We start from the raw sequence: 17,163 nt of genomic DNA, 5'->3' as shown, positions 1-17,163 counted from the left end.
CTGCGGCGGGCAGCACGCCACCCGGGTGCACCCGGCCGAGGCGGCGTACGATCGGCTGAGGACCACAACCGGGAATCACTGGACGGCGCGCGGCGTTGGCCAGCGCGTCCGGACCCAAACCGCGCAGGGAGACTTCCACGTGACCACGCCAGCGCAGACCGAGTCGACCGAGGCCCAGGCCCCTACTTCCGTCGTCCTCACCGACGTCGCGGCGCAGAAGGTCAAGGCCCTGATCGAGCAGGAGGGCCGCGACGACCTGCGGCTCCGCGTCGCCGTGCAGCCGGGCGGCTGCTCCGGCCTGCGGTACCAGCTCTTCTTCGACGAGCGTTCGCTCGACGGTGATGTCGTCACCGATTTCGGTGGTGTCGAGGTCGTCGTCGACCGGATGAGCGCTCCGTACCTTTCCGGCGCGACGATCGACTTCGCCGACCGGATCGACGCCCAGGGCTTCACCATCGACAACCCCAACGCGGGCAACTCCTGCGCCTGCGGTGACTCGTTCAACTGAGTCACGCACCACGCACCAGCGATGACGGGCCGTCCTTCGGGGCGGCCCTTCGTCGTACCGGCCCCGCGACGCGCTCGTGACGACCTGGTTGCCGTTGTCCGACCGACCGGTCACCGTCGGGTTGCCGGGCCGGTAGGCTGACCGCGCCCTGCTCCCGACCCTGAGGGTTGACATGAAGATCGCCGTCACCGGCTCGATCGCCACCGATCATCTGATGAGCTTTCCCGGTCGCTTCGCCGACCAGCTCATCGCCGATCAGCTGCACAAGGTGTCCCTCTCCTTCCTGGTGGACGACCTGGTGCTCCGCCGCGGTGGCGTGGCGGCGAACATCTGCTTCGGCATGGGCCAGCTCGGGTTGCACCCGGTGCTGCTCGGCGCGGTCGGCGCGGACTTCGCCGACTACCGCTCCTGGCTGGAGCGCCACGGCGTGGACTGCGACTCGGTGCACATCAGCGAGGTGGCGCACACGGCCCGGTTCGTCTGCACCACCGACACGGACATGTGCCAGATCGCGTCGTTCTACGCCGGTGCGATGAGCGAGGCGCGCAACATCGAGTTGGCCCCGGTCGCCGACCGGCTGGGCGGACTGGACCTGGTGTTGGTCAGCGCCAACGACCCCGAGGCGATGCTGCGGCACTCGGCCGAGTGCCGCAGCCGCGGGTACGCGTTCGCCGCCGACCCGTCGCAGCAGCTCGCCCGGATGGGCGGCGAGGACGTGGTGGCGCTGATCGAGGGCGCCGAGTACCTGATGACCAACGACTACGAGAAGTCGCTGCTGCAGAGCAAGGCGCAGCTGACCGACGACCAACTGCTGGACCTGGTCAAGGTGCGGGTCACCACGCTGGGCAAGCACGGTGTGGAGATCGTCGGCCGGGGTATGGACCCGATCCACGTACCCATCGCGCGGGAGATCCGGGCGGTCGACCCGACGGGTGTCGGCGACGCCTTCCGGGCCGGCTTCTTCACCGCGCTCTCCTGGGGCGTCGGCCTGGAACGGGCCGCCCAGGTCGGCTCGCTGCTGGCCACGCTGGTCCTGGAGACCGTCGGAACCCAGGAGTACGACGTCCGCCCCGACCTGTTCGTCAAGCGGCTGGCCGAGTCCTACGGCGACCCCGCCGCCGACGAGATCCGCCCCCACCTCCTCCTGCCGTAGCTCCCGCCCCCGACCGGCGATCGGCGTCAACCAGAGCGTCGATCATGGAGTAGTGGTGACCGGATGGTGCTTTATGCGCCATTCTGTCCCCACCAGAACTCCATGATCGACGCGCCCGGACGGACGCGTGGTCTCAGTGGGAGCGGCGGACGTCGTAGGCGGGGCCGTCGGGGCCGTTCACCGAGCCGAGGAACTCCTGGCCGCGCATCCGGCACCACGCGGGAATGTCGACAGCCGCCGCCGGGTCGTCGGCCAGCACCCGGACCACAGTGCCCACCGGCACCTGCGGCAACCGCCGGGCCGCCGCGATCACGGGCAGCGGGCAGCGCTGCCCCCGGCAGTCGATGACCTGGTCCGGCATCGTCACAACCCCACCACCCCGGCGTCGGCACGCAACTCGGCGACGATCGTCGGCAACTCGCCGAGGAACCGCTCGACGTCCGCCTCGGTCGTCTCCCGGTGCAGGCTGACCCGCACGTTCCCGTGCGAGAGCACCCCCATCGCCTCCAGCACGTGCGACGGCCGCAGCGTGGACGAGGTGCAGGACGAACCGGACGACACGGCGAAGCCCCGCCGGTCCAGCGCGTGCAGCAACGCCTCACCGTCAACGTACAGGCACGAGAAGGTAACCAGGTGCGGGAGCCGGAGCACCGGATCGCCGACCACCTCCACGTCGGGCACCTCCGCCGCGACCCGCGCCCGGATCCGGTCCACCAGCGGCGCCAGCCGGGCCTCCTCGCCCGCCGCGTCCGCCGCCGCCGCCCGCAGGCTCGCCGCCGCCGCCACCACCGCGGGCAGGTTCACCACCCCGGGGGTACGCCCACCCTCCCGCTCGTCGGCCGGCCAGGGCGACTCCCAACGGGTGCCCTTACGGACCACCAGCACCCCCACCCCGGGCGGACCGCCCCACTTGTGGGCGCTCGCGCTGAGCACCGACCAACCGGCCGGAAGGGGCACCCGGGCCACCGACTGCGCGGCGTCCACGTACAGCGGCACCCCCACCTCCGCACAGGTGGCCGCCGCTTCGGCGACCGGTTGCACCGTCCCCACCTCGTGACTGGCAGTGATCAGGGAGGCCAGCGCGACCCCGGGTCCGCGCACAGCCGCCGACCAGGCGCTCAGATCCAACCGGCCCGAGCGGTCGACCGGCACACCCACCGCCGTACCACCCGCCGCGACATGGCGCTCCGCCGCGTGCAGCACCGCCGAGTGCTCGATCGCCGAGTGCACCAGCGTCGCCCCGACCCGACGCCGCCCCGCCAGGCCCCCGAGCACCGCGCCGTGAGCTGCCGTCGTACCGCTGGGGGTGAAGGACACCTCGTCGGCGCGGACACCGAGCGTCGACGCGGTGGCCTCGCGGGCGGCGTCGAGCAACTGCCGCGCCCGGCGGGCCTGCGTGTAGAGCTTGCCCGGGTCGGCCCAGCCGTCGTCGAACGCGGCCAGCAACGCCTGCCGCGCCACCGGATGCATCGGCGCGGCGGTCGCCGCGTCCAGGTAGACCGGGGAAGCGCTCACAGGCCCGCCTTCGTTTCGCGACTGCGGGGCTCGCAACCCCGGCTCGCTCCTCGCGCTCACAGGTCGCAACGCTATCGCGGCGGTATGCCCGGGATCCCCCCGATGGGGGCGGACAGCCACCCCACCACGGTCGAGTCCGTCATGGTCGAGTAATCTGCGACCGTCGGTGACGCCTTTGCCGTCGGTGCTGAGGAAAGACGCACCGCGGCGCGCTAGGGAGGCAGGACCAGGTGGTCGCAAGGAGTTCGGAGGTACGGCCGTCGGCCGTACGGCACAGCGCTTCCCCGGGGGTTGGTGGACGCCGGGGGCGTGGTGCTGGTCGGTTGGCCGGGCTCGGTCTCGGTGGCGTGGCGCTGCTGGTTCTGCTCACGGGCTGTGACGTGGGGCAGGCATTCCACGGCTTCGGCTGGCCGCAGGGCGGCATCTCGCCGGAGTCCAAGCGGATGTACGACCTGTGGATCGCCTCCTGCATCGCCGCGCTCGCGGTCGGCGTCTTCGTGTGGGGCCTGATCTTCTGGTGTGTCGTGCGCTACCGCAAGCGTGGCAACGCGCTGCCGGTGCAGACCCGGTACAACCTGCCGATGGAGTTCCTCTACACCATCGCGCCGATCCTGATCGTCTCCGTGCTCTTCTACTACACGGCGATCGTGCAGACCGACGTCGACAAGCTGTCGAAGAACCCGGACGTCACGGTCGAGGTTGTCGCCTTCAAGTGGAACTGGCAGTTCAACTACCGCGACGGTCAGGGCCCGGACGCCCGCACCACCGCGTCGACGCTCGGCACCAGTGAGGTCATCCCGGTGCTGGTGCTCCCGACCAACCGGTCCATCCGGTTCGAGGAGACCAGCCGCGACGTCATCCACTCGTTCTGGGTGCCGGAGCTGCTGTTCAAGCGCGACGTCATGCCGGGCAAGATCCGCAACGTGTTCGAGGTCTCCAGCCTGGACGCCGAAGGCGCCTACGTCGGGCGCTGCGCCGAACTGTGCGGCAGCTACCACGCGTTCATGAACTTCGAGCTGCGGGTGGTCTCACCGGAGAAGTACGACCAGTTCCTGGCGGCCAAGCAGGCCGGCAAGTCCACCCAGGAAGCGCTGACCGAGATCGGCGAGGATCCGTACGCGAAGACCACCCAGCCGTTCGACACCCGGCGGACGCAGGACAACTTCAACCCGGACGACGTTCCGGCCCGCACGGGAAGCTGAGGCAGCGGCATGAAGACCGAGTGGCGTATCTTCCTGATCATCGCCGTGTTCCTCTTCGGGGCCACCATCCTCTACGGCGCCTGGACGCACGGTGCCGCGGGCGGCATCGAGTGGGTCGGCACCGTCGCCCTGCTGCTGTCGTTCCTGCTCTGCTCGATGTGCGGTGGCTTCTTCTGGTTCGTCTCCCGCCGGATCGACCTGCGCCCGGAGGACCGCCCGGACGCCGAGATCGCCGACGGTGCCGGCGAGGTCGGCTTCTTCAGCCCGGGCAGCTACTGGCCGTTCGGTCTGGCGCTGGCCGCCGCGATCGCCGCGCTCGGCATGGTGTTCTGGCAGTACTGGCTGATCGGCGCCGGCCTGGTGGCGGTCGTGTTCGCCGCCTGCGGGTTGCTGTTCGAGTACTACAGCGGCACCCGGCGCACCGCCGAGCACTGACCGGCGCCCGGTCGTACCCGTACATCGCGAAGGCCCGTTCCCCAGGTGGGGGAGCGGGCCTTCGTCGTGCTCGCGCTCCACGTCACGCGATGATCACCTTCACCTCGGCGAGGTGGGGGTGCAAGCGCGGCCCGACACCGCACGGTGGGCGATGTGGTGCCGCGCAAGCACGGGTACGGGAGCGCGGTGGGTCGGGCCCGGTGTGGTCAGGCGGCGCGGCGGGCGGGCTGGCGGCGTCGACGGTCGGCCAGCCGGGTGACCGGGGAGGCGTAGGTGGCGATCACCACGGCGGCGCCGCAACCGGTGCAGATCAGCTCGGGACAGTCGGTGCCGTGACCGTCGACGCAGGGCGGCGTCTCGAACGGTGCCACGCCCTCGCAGACATCGCAGTGCAGCTCGCGGTGCGACACGGGCGTCTCCTCTCAGTCCAGGCGAACCGCCCCCGGATGCGACAGCGACGCACGGACAGGAGCGGAGAACTACTCGCCTGTAGTTTTCCACCCGGGTCCGACAAATCTCCGTCCGGAGGTCGTGCCGACTGCTCGTCGGGCGTGCACCGCAGGTCAGCCGTGGAACGTGCGCCGAGCCCGCTGCCACGTCTGCGGCTCGCCCGCCGTGCGCCGATGCCCGCCGGACGGCTGGGGAACGCCGGCCCGTCGGCGGTGGGTGCGCGTTGTCGCCGCTCGTCAGGCGGCGGTGGCGGCCTTGATCCAGCGGTCGAGGGTCGCGGCGGCAGCGCCGGAGTCGATCGACTCGGCGGCGCGGTCCAGGCCGGCGCGCAGCGCCTCGGTCAGGTCGCCGTCCAGCGGGCCCTGGGTCGCCAGCGCCGCCGCCGCGTTGACCAGCACCGCGTCCCGGACCGGGCCGGTCTCGCCGGCAAGCAGGCGACGGGCCACGCCGGCGTTGTAGGCGGCGTCACCGCCGCGCAGGTCGCCGAGAGTGGCGCGGGGCACCCCCAGGTCCGTCGCGTCCAGCACGGCCTCGCGTACGGTGCCGCCCTGAGCTGCCCAGACCCGGGTCGGCGCGGCGGTGGTGAACTCGTCCAAGCCGTCCTCACCGCGCATCACGATCGCCGAGTCGCCCCGGGCGGCGAAGACGCTGGCCATCACCGGGGCCATCCGGGAGTCGAAACAGCCGACCGCGCCGGCCCGGGGGCGGGCCGGGTTGGTCAGTGGGCCGAGGAAGTTGAAGAAGGTGGGCACGCCCACCTCGCGGCGGACCGGACCGGCGTGTCGCATCCCGGGGTGGAACCGGGCAGCGAAGCAGAACCCGATGCCGGCCTCCTCGACGCAGCGGGCGACCTGTTCCGGGCCGAGGTCCAGCGGGATGCCGAGGAACTCCAGCAGGTCGGCGGTGCCGCACAGGGAGGAGGCGGCCCGGTTGCCGTGCTTGACGACGCGTACGCCCGCGCCGGCGACCACCAGCGCGGTCATCGTGGAGATGTTCACCGTGTGGGCGAGGTCACCGCCGGTGCCGACCACGTCGAGCGCGGTGTCGCGCAGGTCGTCGGAGAGCACCACCGGGACCGAGCGACCCAGCATCGCCTGCACCAGGCCACCCAGCTCGGCCGGGGTCTCACCCTTGGCCCGCAACGCCACGGCGAAGCCGGCGATCTGGGCGGCGGTCGCCGAGCCGGTCATGATCTCGTCCATCGCCCAGGCGGTGTCGGCGGTGGACAGCTCTTCGCCGCGCAGCAGCGAGTTGAGCAGGTTGGGCCAGGTCCGATCGCCCATGGCGGGCCTCCCGAGCGTACGAAGTGCGGGTGGGCTGGAACCGGCGCCGACTGGTCCGGCGCCGTGACGGTGCCGGTGAGCGGGGGGACGTCAGGCGGGTGCGTGCGTCCGCAGCAGCTCGGCCACCGTGCCGCCGGTGGTAACCGGGTCGAGCGGGTGCACCAGCGTGGCGTCGACCTCGGCGTACGCGGCGAGCCATCGGTCGGCGGCGCGGGCGATCACGAGGCAGGTCGGGGGAGCGTCTTCCCGGTCGTCCTTGATCTGCCGGGCGATGCCGATGCCGCCACCCGGGCTGGCCTCGCCATCGAGCAGCAGCAGGTCGATCTCGTAGTCGTCGACCAGCCGGATGGTCTCCGCATAGGTCGACGCGTCGACGAACTCGATCTGCAGCCCGGGAGCGGGACGGGTGCCGACGGCCATCCGCATCCGGTCACGGACCTGCGGGTCGTCGCTGTAGAGCAGAACGGTGCAAAGACGATCACTCATGCCGGCACTCCGCTTTCACCTGGTGGCTGCCCGCCGATCGTACCGGTCGGGGTGACGTAGCCGACATCCCGCCCGCCGCCGCTCGTCGGGGCGTACCGTCCGGGCAGCTCAGGCGGCTGCGGCGTCGGCGGCGCGCTCGCGGGCCTCCTGGCGGTCCAGCTCGCGGTCGACCCGGCGGGCCTCCCGCTCGGACTGCTTGACCCACTGGACGACCAGCACCGCGAGCATCGTCACACTGACGAACTCGCCACCGGCCCAGAGGATGCCGCCGGCGACCACCTGGTCCTGCCAGGGGTCGGACCAGCCGAGGTTGAGCGAGGGGTACCAGTCGCCGCCGAAGAGCGTGCTGCTCTGCATGATGGTCAGGCCGAGCACCGTGTGGAACGGCACCGAGAGCAGCATCAGCAGCGCGCGGGCCGGGTACGGCCAGCGGCCGGGCAGCGGGTCGAGCCCGAGCAACGGCCAGAAGAACACGCAGCCGGTCATGATGAAGTGGGCGTGCACCAGCTCGTGCGCCCAGGCGTGTTCGAGGGTGTAGCGGTACAGGTCGCTGAAGTACAGCACGAACGGGTTGAACACGAAGATGGCGAACGCCACCAGCGGGAAGCTGTAGACCCGGGCGACACGGCTGTGCACGATCGCCAGCAGGCGCCTGCGCGGCCCGACCGGCAGGGTACGCAGGGCCAGGGTCATCGGCGCGCCCAGCGCCAGGAAGATCGGCGCCACCATGGACAGCACCATGTGCTGGATCATGTGCACGGACAGCAGCGCGGTGTCGTACGCGTGCAACCCGCTGACCGTGACCAGCGCGATGCCGCCCAGCCCGGGGCCGAGGAAGAACACCGTACGGACGATCGGCCAGCGGTCGCCGCGCAGGCGCAGCCGGTACACCCCGTAGAGGTACAGGCCGGCGGCGACCACCAGACCGAGGGCCAGCCAGCTGTCCAGCCGGGTCTCGGTCAGCACCGCGCCGACGGTGAACGGCGGCGGTGCCGAGGTGGCGGCGAAGATCGGATCGACGTGCAGCACGCTTTTCAGGCTAGGCCAGGCGAAGCGGACCCTGACGCCCGGGCCACGGAAGGCGCAGGTTTGCCACCCCGCTGATCGCCGGCCCCGGTCAGGGGCAATAATGACGGCGTGACTGCGGCCCCAGCCATTGACAAGAGCCGGATCCACTCTCTGACCCGACCGAACATGGTCAGCGTCGGGACGATCGTGTGGCTCTCCAGCGAACTCATGTTCTTCGCGGCGCTGTTCGCGATGTACTTCTCCATCCGCGCGGCTGCGCCGGAGCAGTGGGAGAAGCACACCGAGGCGCTGAACATCCCGTACGCGACCACCTTCACGGTGATCCTGGTGCTGTCCTCGGTGACGTGCCAGCTCGGCGTCTTCGCGGCGGAGAAGGGTGACGTGCACGCGCTCCGGCGCTGGTTCACCGTCACCTTCGTGATGGGCCTGATCTTCGTGCTCGGCCAGCTGAACGAGTACCGGCACCTGGTCGCCGACGGCGTCAAGATCAACGAAGACGGTTACGGGTCGGTGTTCTACCTGACCACCGGCTTCCACGGCCTGCACGTGACCGGCGGTCTGATCGCCTTCATCATCTTCATGGTCCGCACGACCATGGGCCGGTTCACCCCGGCGCAGGCGACCTCGGCGATCGTCGTGTCGTACTACTGGCACTTCGTCGACGTCGTGTGGATCGGGCTGTACGCCATGATCTACTGGCTTCAGTGATCTTGCGCGTCACGTTCCGCGCTGCTGCTCCGTCCCCTGAGACAGGTCCAACCGGTTAAGGACACCGCTCATGACTTCTGACAACGACCGCCGACGCGGTCTGCTCGCGCGGTTGCGCGAGCGGCCCGCCGCGCGCAGCAGGGGCCGCCGCCGGCTGGGTGCCGCGGTCCGGCTGATCGCCGCGCTGATGCTCGCCGGCGGCGCCTACACCGTCTTCGCCCCCGGTGCCCAGGCGCAGGACAACCCGCAGCTGACCGGCGCCGCAGCCGAGGGCAAGGCGCTGTTCGACGTGAGCTGCGTGACCTGTCACGGTCGCAACGCCCAGGGTGTCGAGGGCCGCGGGCCGAGCCTGATCGGCGTCGGCGCGGCATCGGTCGAGTTCCAGGTCAGCTCCGGGCGCATGCCGCTGGCCCGCCAGGAGGCCCAGGCGCACCGCAAGCCGCCGGTCTTCACCGACGAGCAGACCCGTCAGCTGGCCCAGTACATCCAGGAGCTGGGTGGCGGCCCGGTCGTGCCGGACGGCGACGACCTCCGCGAGGACGGCAACATCGCGGCCGGCGGTGAGCTGTTCCGGATCAACTGCTCGCAGTGCCACGCCTTCGGTGGTGGCGGCGGCGCGCTCTCCTCGGGCAAGTTCGCCCCGAGCCTGCACCCCGCGACCGACCGTCAGATCTACGCGGCGATGCTGAGCGGCCCGCAGAACATGCCGGTGTTCGGCGACAACCAGCTCCGGCCGGAGCAGAAGGCCGACATCATCGCCTACATCCAGGAGACGTTGAAGCACGACCAGGACCCGGGTGGGTTCAACCTCGGGCGGTACGGCCCCTCCACCGAGGGCCTGGCGATCTTCCTGGTCGGCATCGTGGCGCTCGTCTTCGCCAGCCTGTGGATTGCAGGCAAGTCGTGACCGAGCGGATACTCAGTTTCAGCGCCGTGGTGCCGCTCGGCACCACCCGTAGCGAGGTGACGGCATGAGCACCCACACCGAGCACCAGGCCCCGCAGGGCCGGGAGCCGCTCGACGTGAACGACCCCAAGCTCACCCGGTTCGACATTGTTCGTGAGGGTGCGCGTCGGGACGACATCGAGATCGTCCACTACGAGCCGCAGGTGCTGCCCGGCACCAAGGCGGAGCGTCGGCTGACCCGGGTGGTCGCCGGGTTCTTCCTGATCACCGGTCTGGCCGCGACCGCCTTCCTGGCCATCTACATCTGGTGGCCGTGGCAGTACGAGGCGGGCCGGGGCGGCGACAAGTTCTACACCCCGCTGCTCGGGTTCACCCTCGGCGTGGCGTTGCTCGCCGTCGGCTTCGGCATCCTGACCTGGGGCAAGAAGTTGCTGCCCAAGGAGGTCTCGATCCAGGACCGGCACGAGGGCCAGGTGGACGAGGAAGGCCGCACCATCACCGGCCAGACCATGCTCTACATGGCGGACGAGCTGGGTGTGAAGCGTCGCCCGCTGCTCGGCATCTCGCTGCTGGCCGGTCTCGCGCCGGTGGCCGCGGTCGCCGCCGCGCCACTGGTCGGTGGGCTGATCTCCAACCCGCACAAGAACAACCAGATGTTCACCACCGGGTTCGCCCCGGCCGAGGGCGGCGAGCGCATCCGCCTGGTCCGCGAGGACGGTCGTCCGGTCCGTCCGGCGGACGTCAGCGCCGGTGGTCAGCTGACCGTCTTCCCCGGCATCGATCACGGCGTGAGCAACAAGCACGCCGACTCGCCGACGCTGCTGATCCACCTCCGCGACTCGGACGCGCAGGAGTCGCGCCGGGCCAACGAGAGCATCGGCCACGGCGACTACATGTGGGGCAACTACGCGGCCTTCTCCAAGATCTGCACGCACGCCGGCTGCCCGGCCAGCCTGTACGAGCAGCAGACCAACCGGCTGCTCTGCCCGTGCCACCAGTCCCAGTTCCTCATCACCAACAACGCCAAGCCCGTCTTCGGCCCTGCCAGCCGGCGGCTGCCGCAGTTGCCGATCGAGGTGGACTCCGAGGGCTTCTTCGTGGCGAAGTCCGACTACACCGAGACTGTCGGGCCTGACTTCTGGGAGCGGCCGTGAAGCGTCGTAAGTTCGACCTGGCGGCGACGCCGGGCAAGGCCGCGGTGGGAGTGGACGACCGCTTCGCGGTGGCCACCCCGCTGCGCAAGCTGCTGAACAAGGTCTTCCCGGACCACTGGTCCTTCCTGCTCGGCGAGATCGCGTTGTTCTCGTTCGTCGTGCTGCTGCTGACCGGTGTGTTCCTCACCTTCTTCTTCGAGCCGGCGATGACCGAGGTGGTCTACGACGGCAGCTACGCGCCGTTGCAGGGCACCCCGATGTCCGCCGCGTACGCCTCCAGCCTGGACATCTCGTTCGACGTCCGCGGTGGTCTGGTGATGCGGCAGATGCACCACTGGGCGGCGCTGCTGTTCATGGCCGCGATCGTCGTGCACATGCTGCGGGTCTTCTTCACCGGCGCCTTCCGCAAGCCGCGTGAGACCAACTGGATCATCGGCTCGCTGCTGTTCTGGGTCGGCTTCCTGGCCGGCTTCACCGGCTACTCGCTGCCGGACGACGGCCTCTCCGGCACCGGCCTGCGGATCGCCTCGGCGATCATGCTGTCCATCCCGGTGATCGGCTCCTGGGTCACCTCGTCGGTCTTCGGCGGCGAGTTCCCGGGCACGATCATCATCAGCCGGTTCTTCATCGCCCACGTGCTGCTCATCCCGGGTCTGCTGGTCGCGCTGATCAGCGTCCACCTGGGGCTGGTCTTCAAGCAGAAGCACACCCAGTGGCCCGGCCCCGGCCGGACCAACAACAACGTGGTCGGCGAGCGGATGTTCCCGCGGTACGCGCTGAAGCAGGGCGGCTTCTTCATGGTCGTCTTCGGCGTCATCGCGCTGATGGGCGGTCTGTTCCAGATCAACCCGATCTGGCTGTTCGGCCCGTACGAGGCGTGGGTGGTCTCGGCCGCCAGCCAGCCTGACTGGTACGTCATGTTCCTCGACGGGTCGACCCGACTCATGCCGGCCTGGGAGATCAATATCCCGCTCGGCGACGGGTACGTGATTCCGCCGCTGTTCTGGCCCACGGTTGTGCTGCCCGGCATCCTGGTCGGCCTGTCGACGATGTACCCGTTCCTGGAGGCCCGGCAGCTCAAGGACCGCAAGAGCCACAACCTGCTCGAGCGGCCCCGGGACGCTCCGGCCCGTACCGCCGTCGGCGCGATGGCCGTCGCGTTCTACGTCGTGTTGACGCTCTCCGGCGCCAACGACGTGATCGCCGACAAGTTCCAGATCAGTTTGAACGCGATGACCTGGGCCGGCCGGATCGGTCTGCTGGTGCTCCCACCGCTGGCGTACTACGTCACCTACCGGCTCTGCCTGGGTCTGCAGCAGCACGACCGGGAGGTGCTCGCGCACGGCGTGGAGACCGGCATCATCCGGCGTCTGCCGGACGGCCGGTTCGTCGAGGTGCACCAGCCGCTCAGCGCGTCGAACGGGCACGCGGACGGTCACGGCGAGCTGGAGTACGTCGGCTGGGTCGTACCGAAGAAGATGAACCGGTTGGGTGCCCTCGGGCCGGCCATCCGGGGCTTCTTCTACCCGATCGAGAAGCCGGTCGAGGCGCCGGTCTCGCCGGGGCACCCGCCGGTCGAGGCCCGGCCCGAGCGCGAGGAGATCGGCAGCGGCGAGAGCCGCCGCTGATCACCCGATCGCACCGTTACGTGACGCCCGCCGGATTTCCGGCGGGCGTCACGTCGTTTCCGCATCCCACGGCCCTTCCGAGGCGGAGTCGGGCGGCCACGCTCAGACCGGTCGAGCCCGCGCGACGGGTGATCGCAGGAATAACCCCGGTGAGCCGGGTATGCGTGCGGTCCAACGTCTCAAGGGGGGGAAGCATGTTGGGTATCAAACGCCTCGGCCTGTTGGCCGCGCTGGTACTGGTCGGTGTCGCGCCGGCCGCGGCCGCGCAGGCTGCGGCACAGCCGTCGACGCAGGACACCCAGTACCTGCAGGCGGTTCACCAGGTCAACCTGTTCGAGATCACCGCCGGTGACCTGGCCCAGCAGAAGGGCCAGAACCAGGGGGTCAAGGACCTGGGTGCGATGTTCAAGACCGACCACACCCAGCTGGACCAGACCGTGCAGCAGACCGCGTCCCAGCTCAACGTGGAGCTGCCGAACGAGCCCACCGCCGATCAGCAGGCGGTCATCGACCAGCTGAACAACGCCAGTGGTGCGGAGTTCGACCGGCTCTGGGTGACCAGTGAGCTGGCTGGTCATGTCCAGGCCATCCAGGCCACCCAGACGGAGATCTCGCAGGGCTCCGAGCAGTCGGTGGTCCAGTTGGCCCAGACCGCCCTGCCGACGCTGCAGGCGCACTACGACGAGCTGGTGCAGCTCGCCAACCAGTTGGGCATCCCGGTTCCGCAGACCAGCGCCAGCGGTACGCCCAGCCCGGGTGGCACCGGCACTGAGTCGCCGGCTCCGGGCGGCACCGGCACCGAGTCGCCGGCTCCGGGTGGCAACACCGAGTCCCCGGCACCGGGCGGCGGCACCACCGAAACGCCGGCTCCCAGCGAGAGCTGACGTAGCGACAGCAGACGGCCGGTCCACCCGAGCGGTGGACCGGCCGCCGTGCGTGCGGTGAACCCCGGCCTGGAACGGTAGGGGCGGGTCAGTCGGCGCTGGCCAGGCCGATCGCGAACGCCTCCTCCAGGTCGTGCTGGGAGTACGCGCGGAACGCGATGTGCGACTCGGTGTTGAGCACGCCCGGCACCTTGGAGATGCTGCCCGCGATGACCTGGGCGATCTGGTCGAACTCGCGGACCCGGACGATGGCGATGAGGTCGACGTGCCCGGCCACCGAGTAGACCTCGCTCACGCCGGGGAGGTTGGCCAGGGTCTCGGCCACCTCGGGGATCGCGTCGGTGGCGCAGTCGATCAGCACGATCGCGGTGATCACGGGACATCTCTCCGTTCGTCGGCGTCGTCGCTCATGCTAGATGTTTTCCGGCCCTGCCGAGCGAGGGCCGCCGGTCCGGTTCGGGGAGCGCAGTCACCCGTGTGCCGTGGCGCGGTCACCCGTGTGCCGTGGCGGGCAGGGTGCGGTCGTTGCCGAACCGGATGACGTCGACCAGCCGTTCCCCGGCACGTACCGTCGCGCCCGGCCACACCACTGTGCGCAGCACGTCGCCGTCGACCCGCGCGTCCGCGCCGATCACCGACTCCACGCAGCGGCCGGTGACCGTCGCCGAGGGGTCGACGAGGCTGCCGCCGGCCGCGGCGTGCAGGTTGGCCGCCAGGTAGTCGGCCGGCGTGCCGGTGTCGAAGAAGGCGCCCGGGTAGGGCACCACCTCCAGGGCGTCCGCCGCCTCCGCCGGACGCCAGACGGCACGGACCAGGTCGGACACGACCACCGGCAGGTCACGGACCAGTCGCCAGGGCAACAGCGAGAAGCCGGTGAAGCAGTGCCCGTCGAAGGTGCCCGGCGCCGTCGGGTTCGCCGCGGGCTGCCCCAGCAGGCGAACGGTGCGCCCGTCCCAGCCGTCGAGCAGGGCGGCCACGTCCGGGCCGGGCGCGGCCACCGGATCGGCGAGGTACGCGTCGGCGTTGCCGACCAGCACCGGCCGCCCGTCGATCCAGTCCCGCAGGTTGGCCACCCCGCCCGCAGTGCCCAGCGGGTCGCCCGGCTCGACGGACAGGTGCGTGCGGTGACCGACGTGCGCGACCACCTGGTCGCCGAGGTAGCAGGCGTTCACCGCGACCCGGTCGGGACTGCTCAGACCGAGCCCGGCCAGCCGGGCCAACACGCGGTCGAGCAGTGGCACGTTGCCCACCGGGCAGAGCGCCTTGGGGACCCGTTCGGTGAGCGGGCGCAGTCGGGTGCCCTCGCCGGCGGCGAGCACGACCGCGCACAGCTCCGCTGGAACGCCGGCCCCGCCGGTCACGGCAGATCGTCCGGGACCGGTGGCGGGAACTGCCCGGCCAGCGGCCCGATGTCGTAGTAGGCGAGCAGCCGGGCGGTCGGCCAGGTCAGCTTGGGCAGGTCGTCCAGCGGGTGCCAGGCGGCCTCGAAGACCTCCGCGCCGTCGACCGCCAACTCGGTGGTGGACGCGGGCACCTCGGTCTCGAAGACCATGTCCACCCAGCCCTTGGCGTGCACGATCGCGTTCGGTGCCGCCGGGCGCAGCCGCGACGGGGGAAGCCGGATGCCGGATTCCTCGAACAGCTCGCGGGCCGCTCCCACCACCGGGGGCTCGCCGCGATTGAGCAGGCCGGCGGGGAGTGACCAACCCTTGCCCGGCGGCTGGCGCAGCATCAGCAGCCGGCCCGCGCCGGTCGCCTCGGCGTCGCGGACCAGGGTGACCGCGCCGACGATGTACTTGGGCACGGCCAGCCGGACCAGGCGCCGACGCACCGGCAGCGGCATTCGGTAGAAGGCCTGGTAGAAGATGGCCCGACCGGTGGCGCGGGAGCGGGGGATCATGACTCCAGGCTAGTGGTCACGAATGTCGCTCGGACGCGCCGGGGCTGGCCCGGTCACTGTCGATGGTCGACCAGGTCGATGAGCTGGCGTACCACGGTGTCCGGTTCGATCACCCGGTCGAAGACCGCGACCAGCAGGGTCTCCAGGTCGGGGTAGCCCAGCTCCTCGGAGAGGCGCAACAGTGGCAGGTCACTGGCGAGGCCACGGTTGTGCTGACGCAGGGCGAGCCCGATGGTGGCCCGCCCGAGGCGGACCTTGTCGCTGATCGTGATGCCCGGCTCGGTGTGCTCGGCGAACCACCTGTTGATCTGCATCTGCGCGTGCGGCGACTTGACGAAACTCAGCCACTCCCGGCGGGGGCCGCGCGGCGCCACCCCGGCCTCGAACCCGTTGTCGCCGTCGCTCTCGGTGAAGATCTCCACCACGTCGCCCTCGTCCAGCTCCGAGCTCAGCGGGGCCAGCCGACCGTTGATCCGGGCGGCGAGGCAGTGGTCGCCCCGCTCGTTGCCCAGCTCGTAGGCCAGGTCGACGGGGGTCGCGCCGGCCGGCAGCACGACCTGCTGCCCGTCGGCGAAGACCTGGATCTGGCCCTCGGCGAGGTCGCAGCGCAGCGACTCGTAGAACTGTGCCGGGTCGGCGGCGTCCGGCTCCCAGTCGAGCACCCGGCGCAGCCAGTCCAACTGCTCGGCGCGGGCCGCCGCGCTGCCGCTGCCCGAGCGCGGGAAGCGGAAGTCGGCGGCGATGCCGTACTCGGCCGAGCGGTGCATCTCCTCGGTGCGGATCAGCACCTCGACCGTGCGGTCCTGCGGGCCGCAGACGCTCGTGTGCAGCGACCGGTAGAGGTTGTTCTTCGGTGAGGCGATGAAGTCCTTGAAGCGGCCGGGGATCGGTCGCCACGTGCCGTGGATCGCGCCCAACGCGGCGTAACAGTCGGTCGCCGGGCCGTCGACCACCACCACGATGCGGGGCAGGTCGTACGGAGCGGTGTGGTTGCCGGCGATGGTGTCCTTCCAGATCGAGTAGAGGTGCCGGGGACGAGGGCTCACCTCGGCGTCGACCCGGCTGCGTTTCAGCGACACCCGGGCCCGGGTGACCACCGAGTCGAGGTACGCGTCCCATCCCGGCCGGTCGTGCACGTGCCGGGCCAGCCGGGCGTGCTCGTCGGGCTCGAGGTGCAGCAGCACCACGTCGTCCAGCTCGCGCTTGAGGGTCTGGATGCCGAGCCGGTCACAGAGCGGGACCAACACCTCCTGGGTCTTGCGGGCGATGCGTTCCCGGGAGGACGCCGAGCGCACCCCGAGGGTGCGCATGTTGTGCAGCCGGTCGGCCAGCTTGATGATCAGCACCCGGACGTCCTTCGCGGCCGCCACGATCATCTTGCGGATCGTCTCCGCCTCGGCGGCCTTGCCGTAGAACGCCTTGTCGAACTTGGTCACCCCGTCGACCAGGTGGGCCACCTCGCCGCCGAAGTCCTCGGAGAGCGCCTGGAGGGTGTAGCGGGTGTCCTCCACGGTGTCGTGCAGCAGCGCCGCGACCAGGGTGGTGGAGTCCATGCCCAGCTCGGCGCAGATCTGCGCCACCGCGAGGGGGTGGGTGATGTACGGTTCCCCGCTCTTGCGGAACTGCCCGCGGTGCATGTTCTCCGCGATCGTGTAGGCCCGGCGCAGCACCGCGGGGTCGGTGCCGGCGTGGATGCTCCGGTGGGTGCGCACCAGGTGGGTGACCGGGTCGGAGTCGGTGGTCGGCCAGCTGAGCAACGACCGCAGCCGGCGGGCGAGCGGCAGCTCACCCGGCTGTGTCGGAAGGGCGCCCCCCAGGGCGGCGCCGTGTCCGGCGTCGACGTCCACGAGGGACACCTCCTCACCCCGGCTCCACATCGCCGACACCCGGCGGCGGGAGCAGGCCCACGAATCGGGCAGGAC

At 70.7% G+C, this 17,163-nt stretch carries 19 protein-coding genes; 9 read left to right on the top strand and 10 right to left on the bottom strand.

From position 1 onward, the window contains the following. Nucleotides 1-139: 139 nt before the first annotated feature. Together erpA and O7614_RS24890 are read left to right on the top strand one after the other, a co-directional pair. Nucleotides 140-508 (top strand): iron-sulfur cluster insertion protein ErpA, encoded by a 369-nt coding sequence (gene erpA, locus O7614_RS24895; protein ID WP_007463211.1) that lies wholly within the window; start codon nucleotides 140-142, stop codon nucleotides 506-508. Between the two features lie 172 nt (nucleotides 509-680). Then, nucleotides 681-1,661 (top strand): carbohydrate kinase family protein, encoded by a 981-nt coding sequence (locus O7614_RS24890; protein ID WP_278140864.1) that lies wholly within the window; start codon nucleotides 681-683, stop codon nucleotides 1,659-1,661. Nucleotides 1,662-1,794: 133 nt separating this feature from the next. On the opposite strand, the gene O7614_RS24885 is transcribed toward O7614_RS24890, so the two are convergent. Together O7614_RS24885 and O7614_RS24880 are read right to left on the bottom strand one after the other, a co-directional pair. Next, on the bottom strand, nucleotides 1,795-2,028 hold the full coding sequence (locus O7614_RS24885) for a sulfurtransferase TusA family protein (protein ID WP_278140863.1): 234 nt from the start codon (nucleotides 2,026-2,028) through the stop codon (nucleotides 1,795-1,797). Then, the gene (locus O7614_RS24880; RefSeq protein WP_278140862.1) at nucleotides 2,025-3,176 is read right to left on the bottom strand and encodes an aminotransferase class V-fold PLP-dependent enzyme; all 1,152 of its coding nucleotides are present in this window, start codon (nucleotides 3,174-3,176) and stop codon (nucleotides 2,025-2,027) included. Before O7614_RS24880 ends, O7614_RS24885 begins: the two co-directional genes overlap by 4 nt. Before the next feature lie 230 nt (nucleotides 3,177-3,406). Between O7614_RS24880 and coxB the strand changes: the two genes are divergently transcribed. Further along, nucleotides 3,407-4,378, top strand: coding sequence for a cytochrome c oxidase subunit II (gene coxB / locus O7614_RS24875; protein ID WP_278140861.1), 972 nt, complete (start codon nucleotides 3,407-3,409; stop codon nucleotides 4,376-4,378). Nucleotides 4,379-4,387: 9 nt separating this feature from the next. Next, nucleotides 4,388-4,813 (top strand): cytochrome c oxidase subunit 4, encoded by a 426-nt coding sequence (locus O7614_RS24870; protein WP_278140860.1) that lies wholly within the window; start codon nucleotides 4,388-4,390, stop codon nucleotides 4,811-4,813. Nucleotides 4,814-5,019: 206 nt separating this feature from the next. Here the strand turns inward: O7614_RS24870 and O7614_RS24865 are convergent, their stop codons facing one another. The 4 genes from O7614_RS24865 to O7614_RS24850 form a co-directional block, all read right to left on the bottom strand. Continuing rightward, nucleotides 5,020-5,223, bottom strand: a complete 204-nt coding sequence (locus O7614_RS24865) for a hypothetical protein (RefSeq protein WP_278140859.1) — start codon at nucleotides 5,221-5,223, stop codon at nucleotides 5,020-5,022. Nucleotides 5,224-5,499: 276 nt separating this feature from the next. Further along, complete coding sequence (trpD, locus tag O7614_RS24860) at nucleotides 5,500-6,546, bottom strand: anthranilate phosphoribosyltransferase (RefSeq protein WP_278140858.1); 1,047 nt, start codon at nucleotides 6,544-6,546, stop codon at nucleotides 5,500-5,502. A 90-nt stretch (nucleotides 6,547-6,636) separates the two neighbouring features. Next, nucleotides 6,637-7,032, bottom strand: coding sequence for a hypothetical protein (locus O7614_RS24855; RefSeq protein WP_278140857.1), 396 nt, complete (start codon nucleotides 7,030-7,032; stop codon nucleotides 6,637-6,639). A 108-nt stretch (nucleotides 7,033-7,140) separates the two neighbouring features. Then, nucleotides 7,141-8,070, bottom strand: a complete 930-nt coding sequence (locus O7614_RS24850) for a cytochrome c oxidase assembly protein (RefSeq protein ID WP_278142372.1) — start codon at nucleotides 8,068-8,070, stop codon at nucleotides 7,141-7,143. A gap of 99 nt (nucleotides 8,071-8,169) precedes the next feature. Here O7614_RS24850 and O7614_RS24845 point away from each other — a divergent pair, with 99 nt between their 5' ends. The 5 genes from O7614_RS24845 (at nucleotide 8,170) to O7614_RS24825 (ending at nucleotide 13,341) form a co-directional block, all read left to right on the top strand. After that, complete coding sequence (locus O7614_RS24845; RefSeq protein WP_238642380.1) at nucleotides 8,170-8,769, top strand: heme-copper oxidase subunit III; 600 nt, start codon at nucleotides 8,170-8,172, stop codon at nucleotides 8,767-8,769. Nucleotides 8,770-8,839: 70 nt separating this feature from the next. Next, complete coding sequence (locus O7614_RS24840) at nucleotides 8,840-9,676, top strand: cytochrome c (protein WP_145779658.1); 837 nt, start codon at nucleotides 8,840-8,842, stop codon at nucleotides 9,674-9,676. A 64-nt stretch (nucleotides 9,677-9,740) separates the two neighbouring features. Beyond that, on the top strand, nucleotides 9,741-10,829 hold the full coding sequence (locus tag O7614_RS24835) for a Rieske 2Fe-2S domain-containing protein (RefSeq protein ID WP_278140856.1): 1,089 nt from the start codon (nucleotides 9,741-9,743) through the stop codon (nucleotides 10,827-10,829). Then, a complete protein-coding gene (locus O7614_RS24830) occupies nucleotides 10,826-12,457 on the top strand; it encodes a ubiquinol-cytochrome c reductase cytochrome b subunit (RefSeq protein WP_278140855.1) in 1,632 nt (543 codons plus the stop codon). Before O7614_RS24835 ends, O7614_RS24830 begins: the two co-directional genes overlap by 4 nt. A gap of 194 nt (nucleotides 12,458-12,651) precedes the next feature. Then, on the top strand, nucleotides 12,652-13,341 hold the full coding sequence (locus tag O7614_RS24825; protein WP_278140854.1) for a DUF4142 domain-containing protein: 690 nt from the start codon (nucleotides 12,652-12,654) through the stop codon (nucleotides 13,339-13,341). A gap of 88 nt (nucleotides 13,342-13,429) precedes the next feature. On the opposite strand, the gene O7614_RS24820 is transcribed toward O7614_RS24825, so the two are convergent. The 4 genes from O7614_RS24820 to O7614_RS24805 all read right to left on the bottom strand — a co-directional run bounded on the left by O7614_RS24820 (nucleotide 13,430) and on the right by O7614_RS24805 (nucleotide 17,088). Further along, complete coding sequence (locus tag O7614_RS24820) at nucleotides 13,430-13,717, bottom strand: Lrp/AsnC ligand binding domain-containing protein (protein WP_088988344.1); 288 nt, start codon at nucleotides 13,715-13,717, stop codon at nucleotides 13,430-13,432. Between the two features lie 115 nt (nucleotides 13,718-13,832). Continuing rightward, on the bottom strand, nucleotides 13,833-14,702 hold the full coding sequence (locus O7614_RS24815) for a sugar phosphate nucleotidyltransferase (protein WP_278140853.1): 870 nt from the start codon (nucleotides 14,700-14,702) through the stop codon (nucleotides 13,833-13,835). Beyond that, the gene (locus tag O7614_RS24810) at nucleotides 14,699-15,241 is read right to left on the bottom strand and encodes an NUDIX domain-containing protein (protein WP_278140852.1); all 543 of its coding nucleotides are present in this window, start codon (nucleotides 15,239-15,241) and stop codon (nucleotides 14,699-14,701) included. The genes O7614_RS24815 and O7614_RS24810 overlap by 4 nt, the downstream gene beginning before the upstream one ends. 53 nt (nucleotides 15,242-15,294) lie before the next feature. After that, nucleotides 15,295-17,088: an HD domain-containing protein gene (locus tag O7614_RS24805; RefSeq protein WP_278142371.1), complete on the bottom strand. Its 1,794-nt coding sequence runs from the start codon at nucleotides 17,086-17,088 to the stop codon at nucleotides 15,295-15,297. Between the last annotated feature and the right edge of the window lie 75 nt (nucleotides 17,089-17,163).

It is taken from the genome of Micromonospora sp. WMMD961 (assembly GCF_029626145.1).
Taxonomy (GTDB): domain Bacteria; phylum Actinomycetota; class Actinomycetes; order Mycobacteriales; family Micromonosporaceae; genus Micromonospora.
Note: the sequence above shows the minus strand (reverse complement) of the source record. Positions and strands in the feature narration are given on the sequence as shown.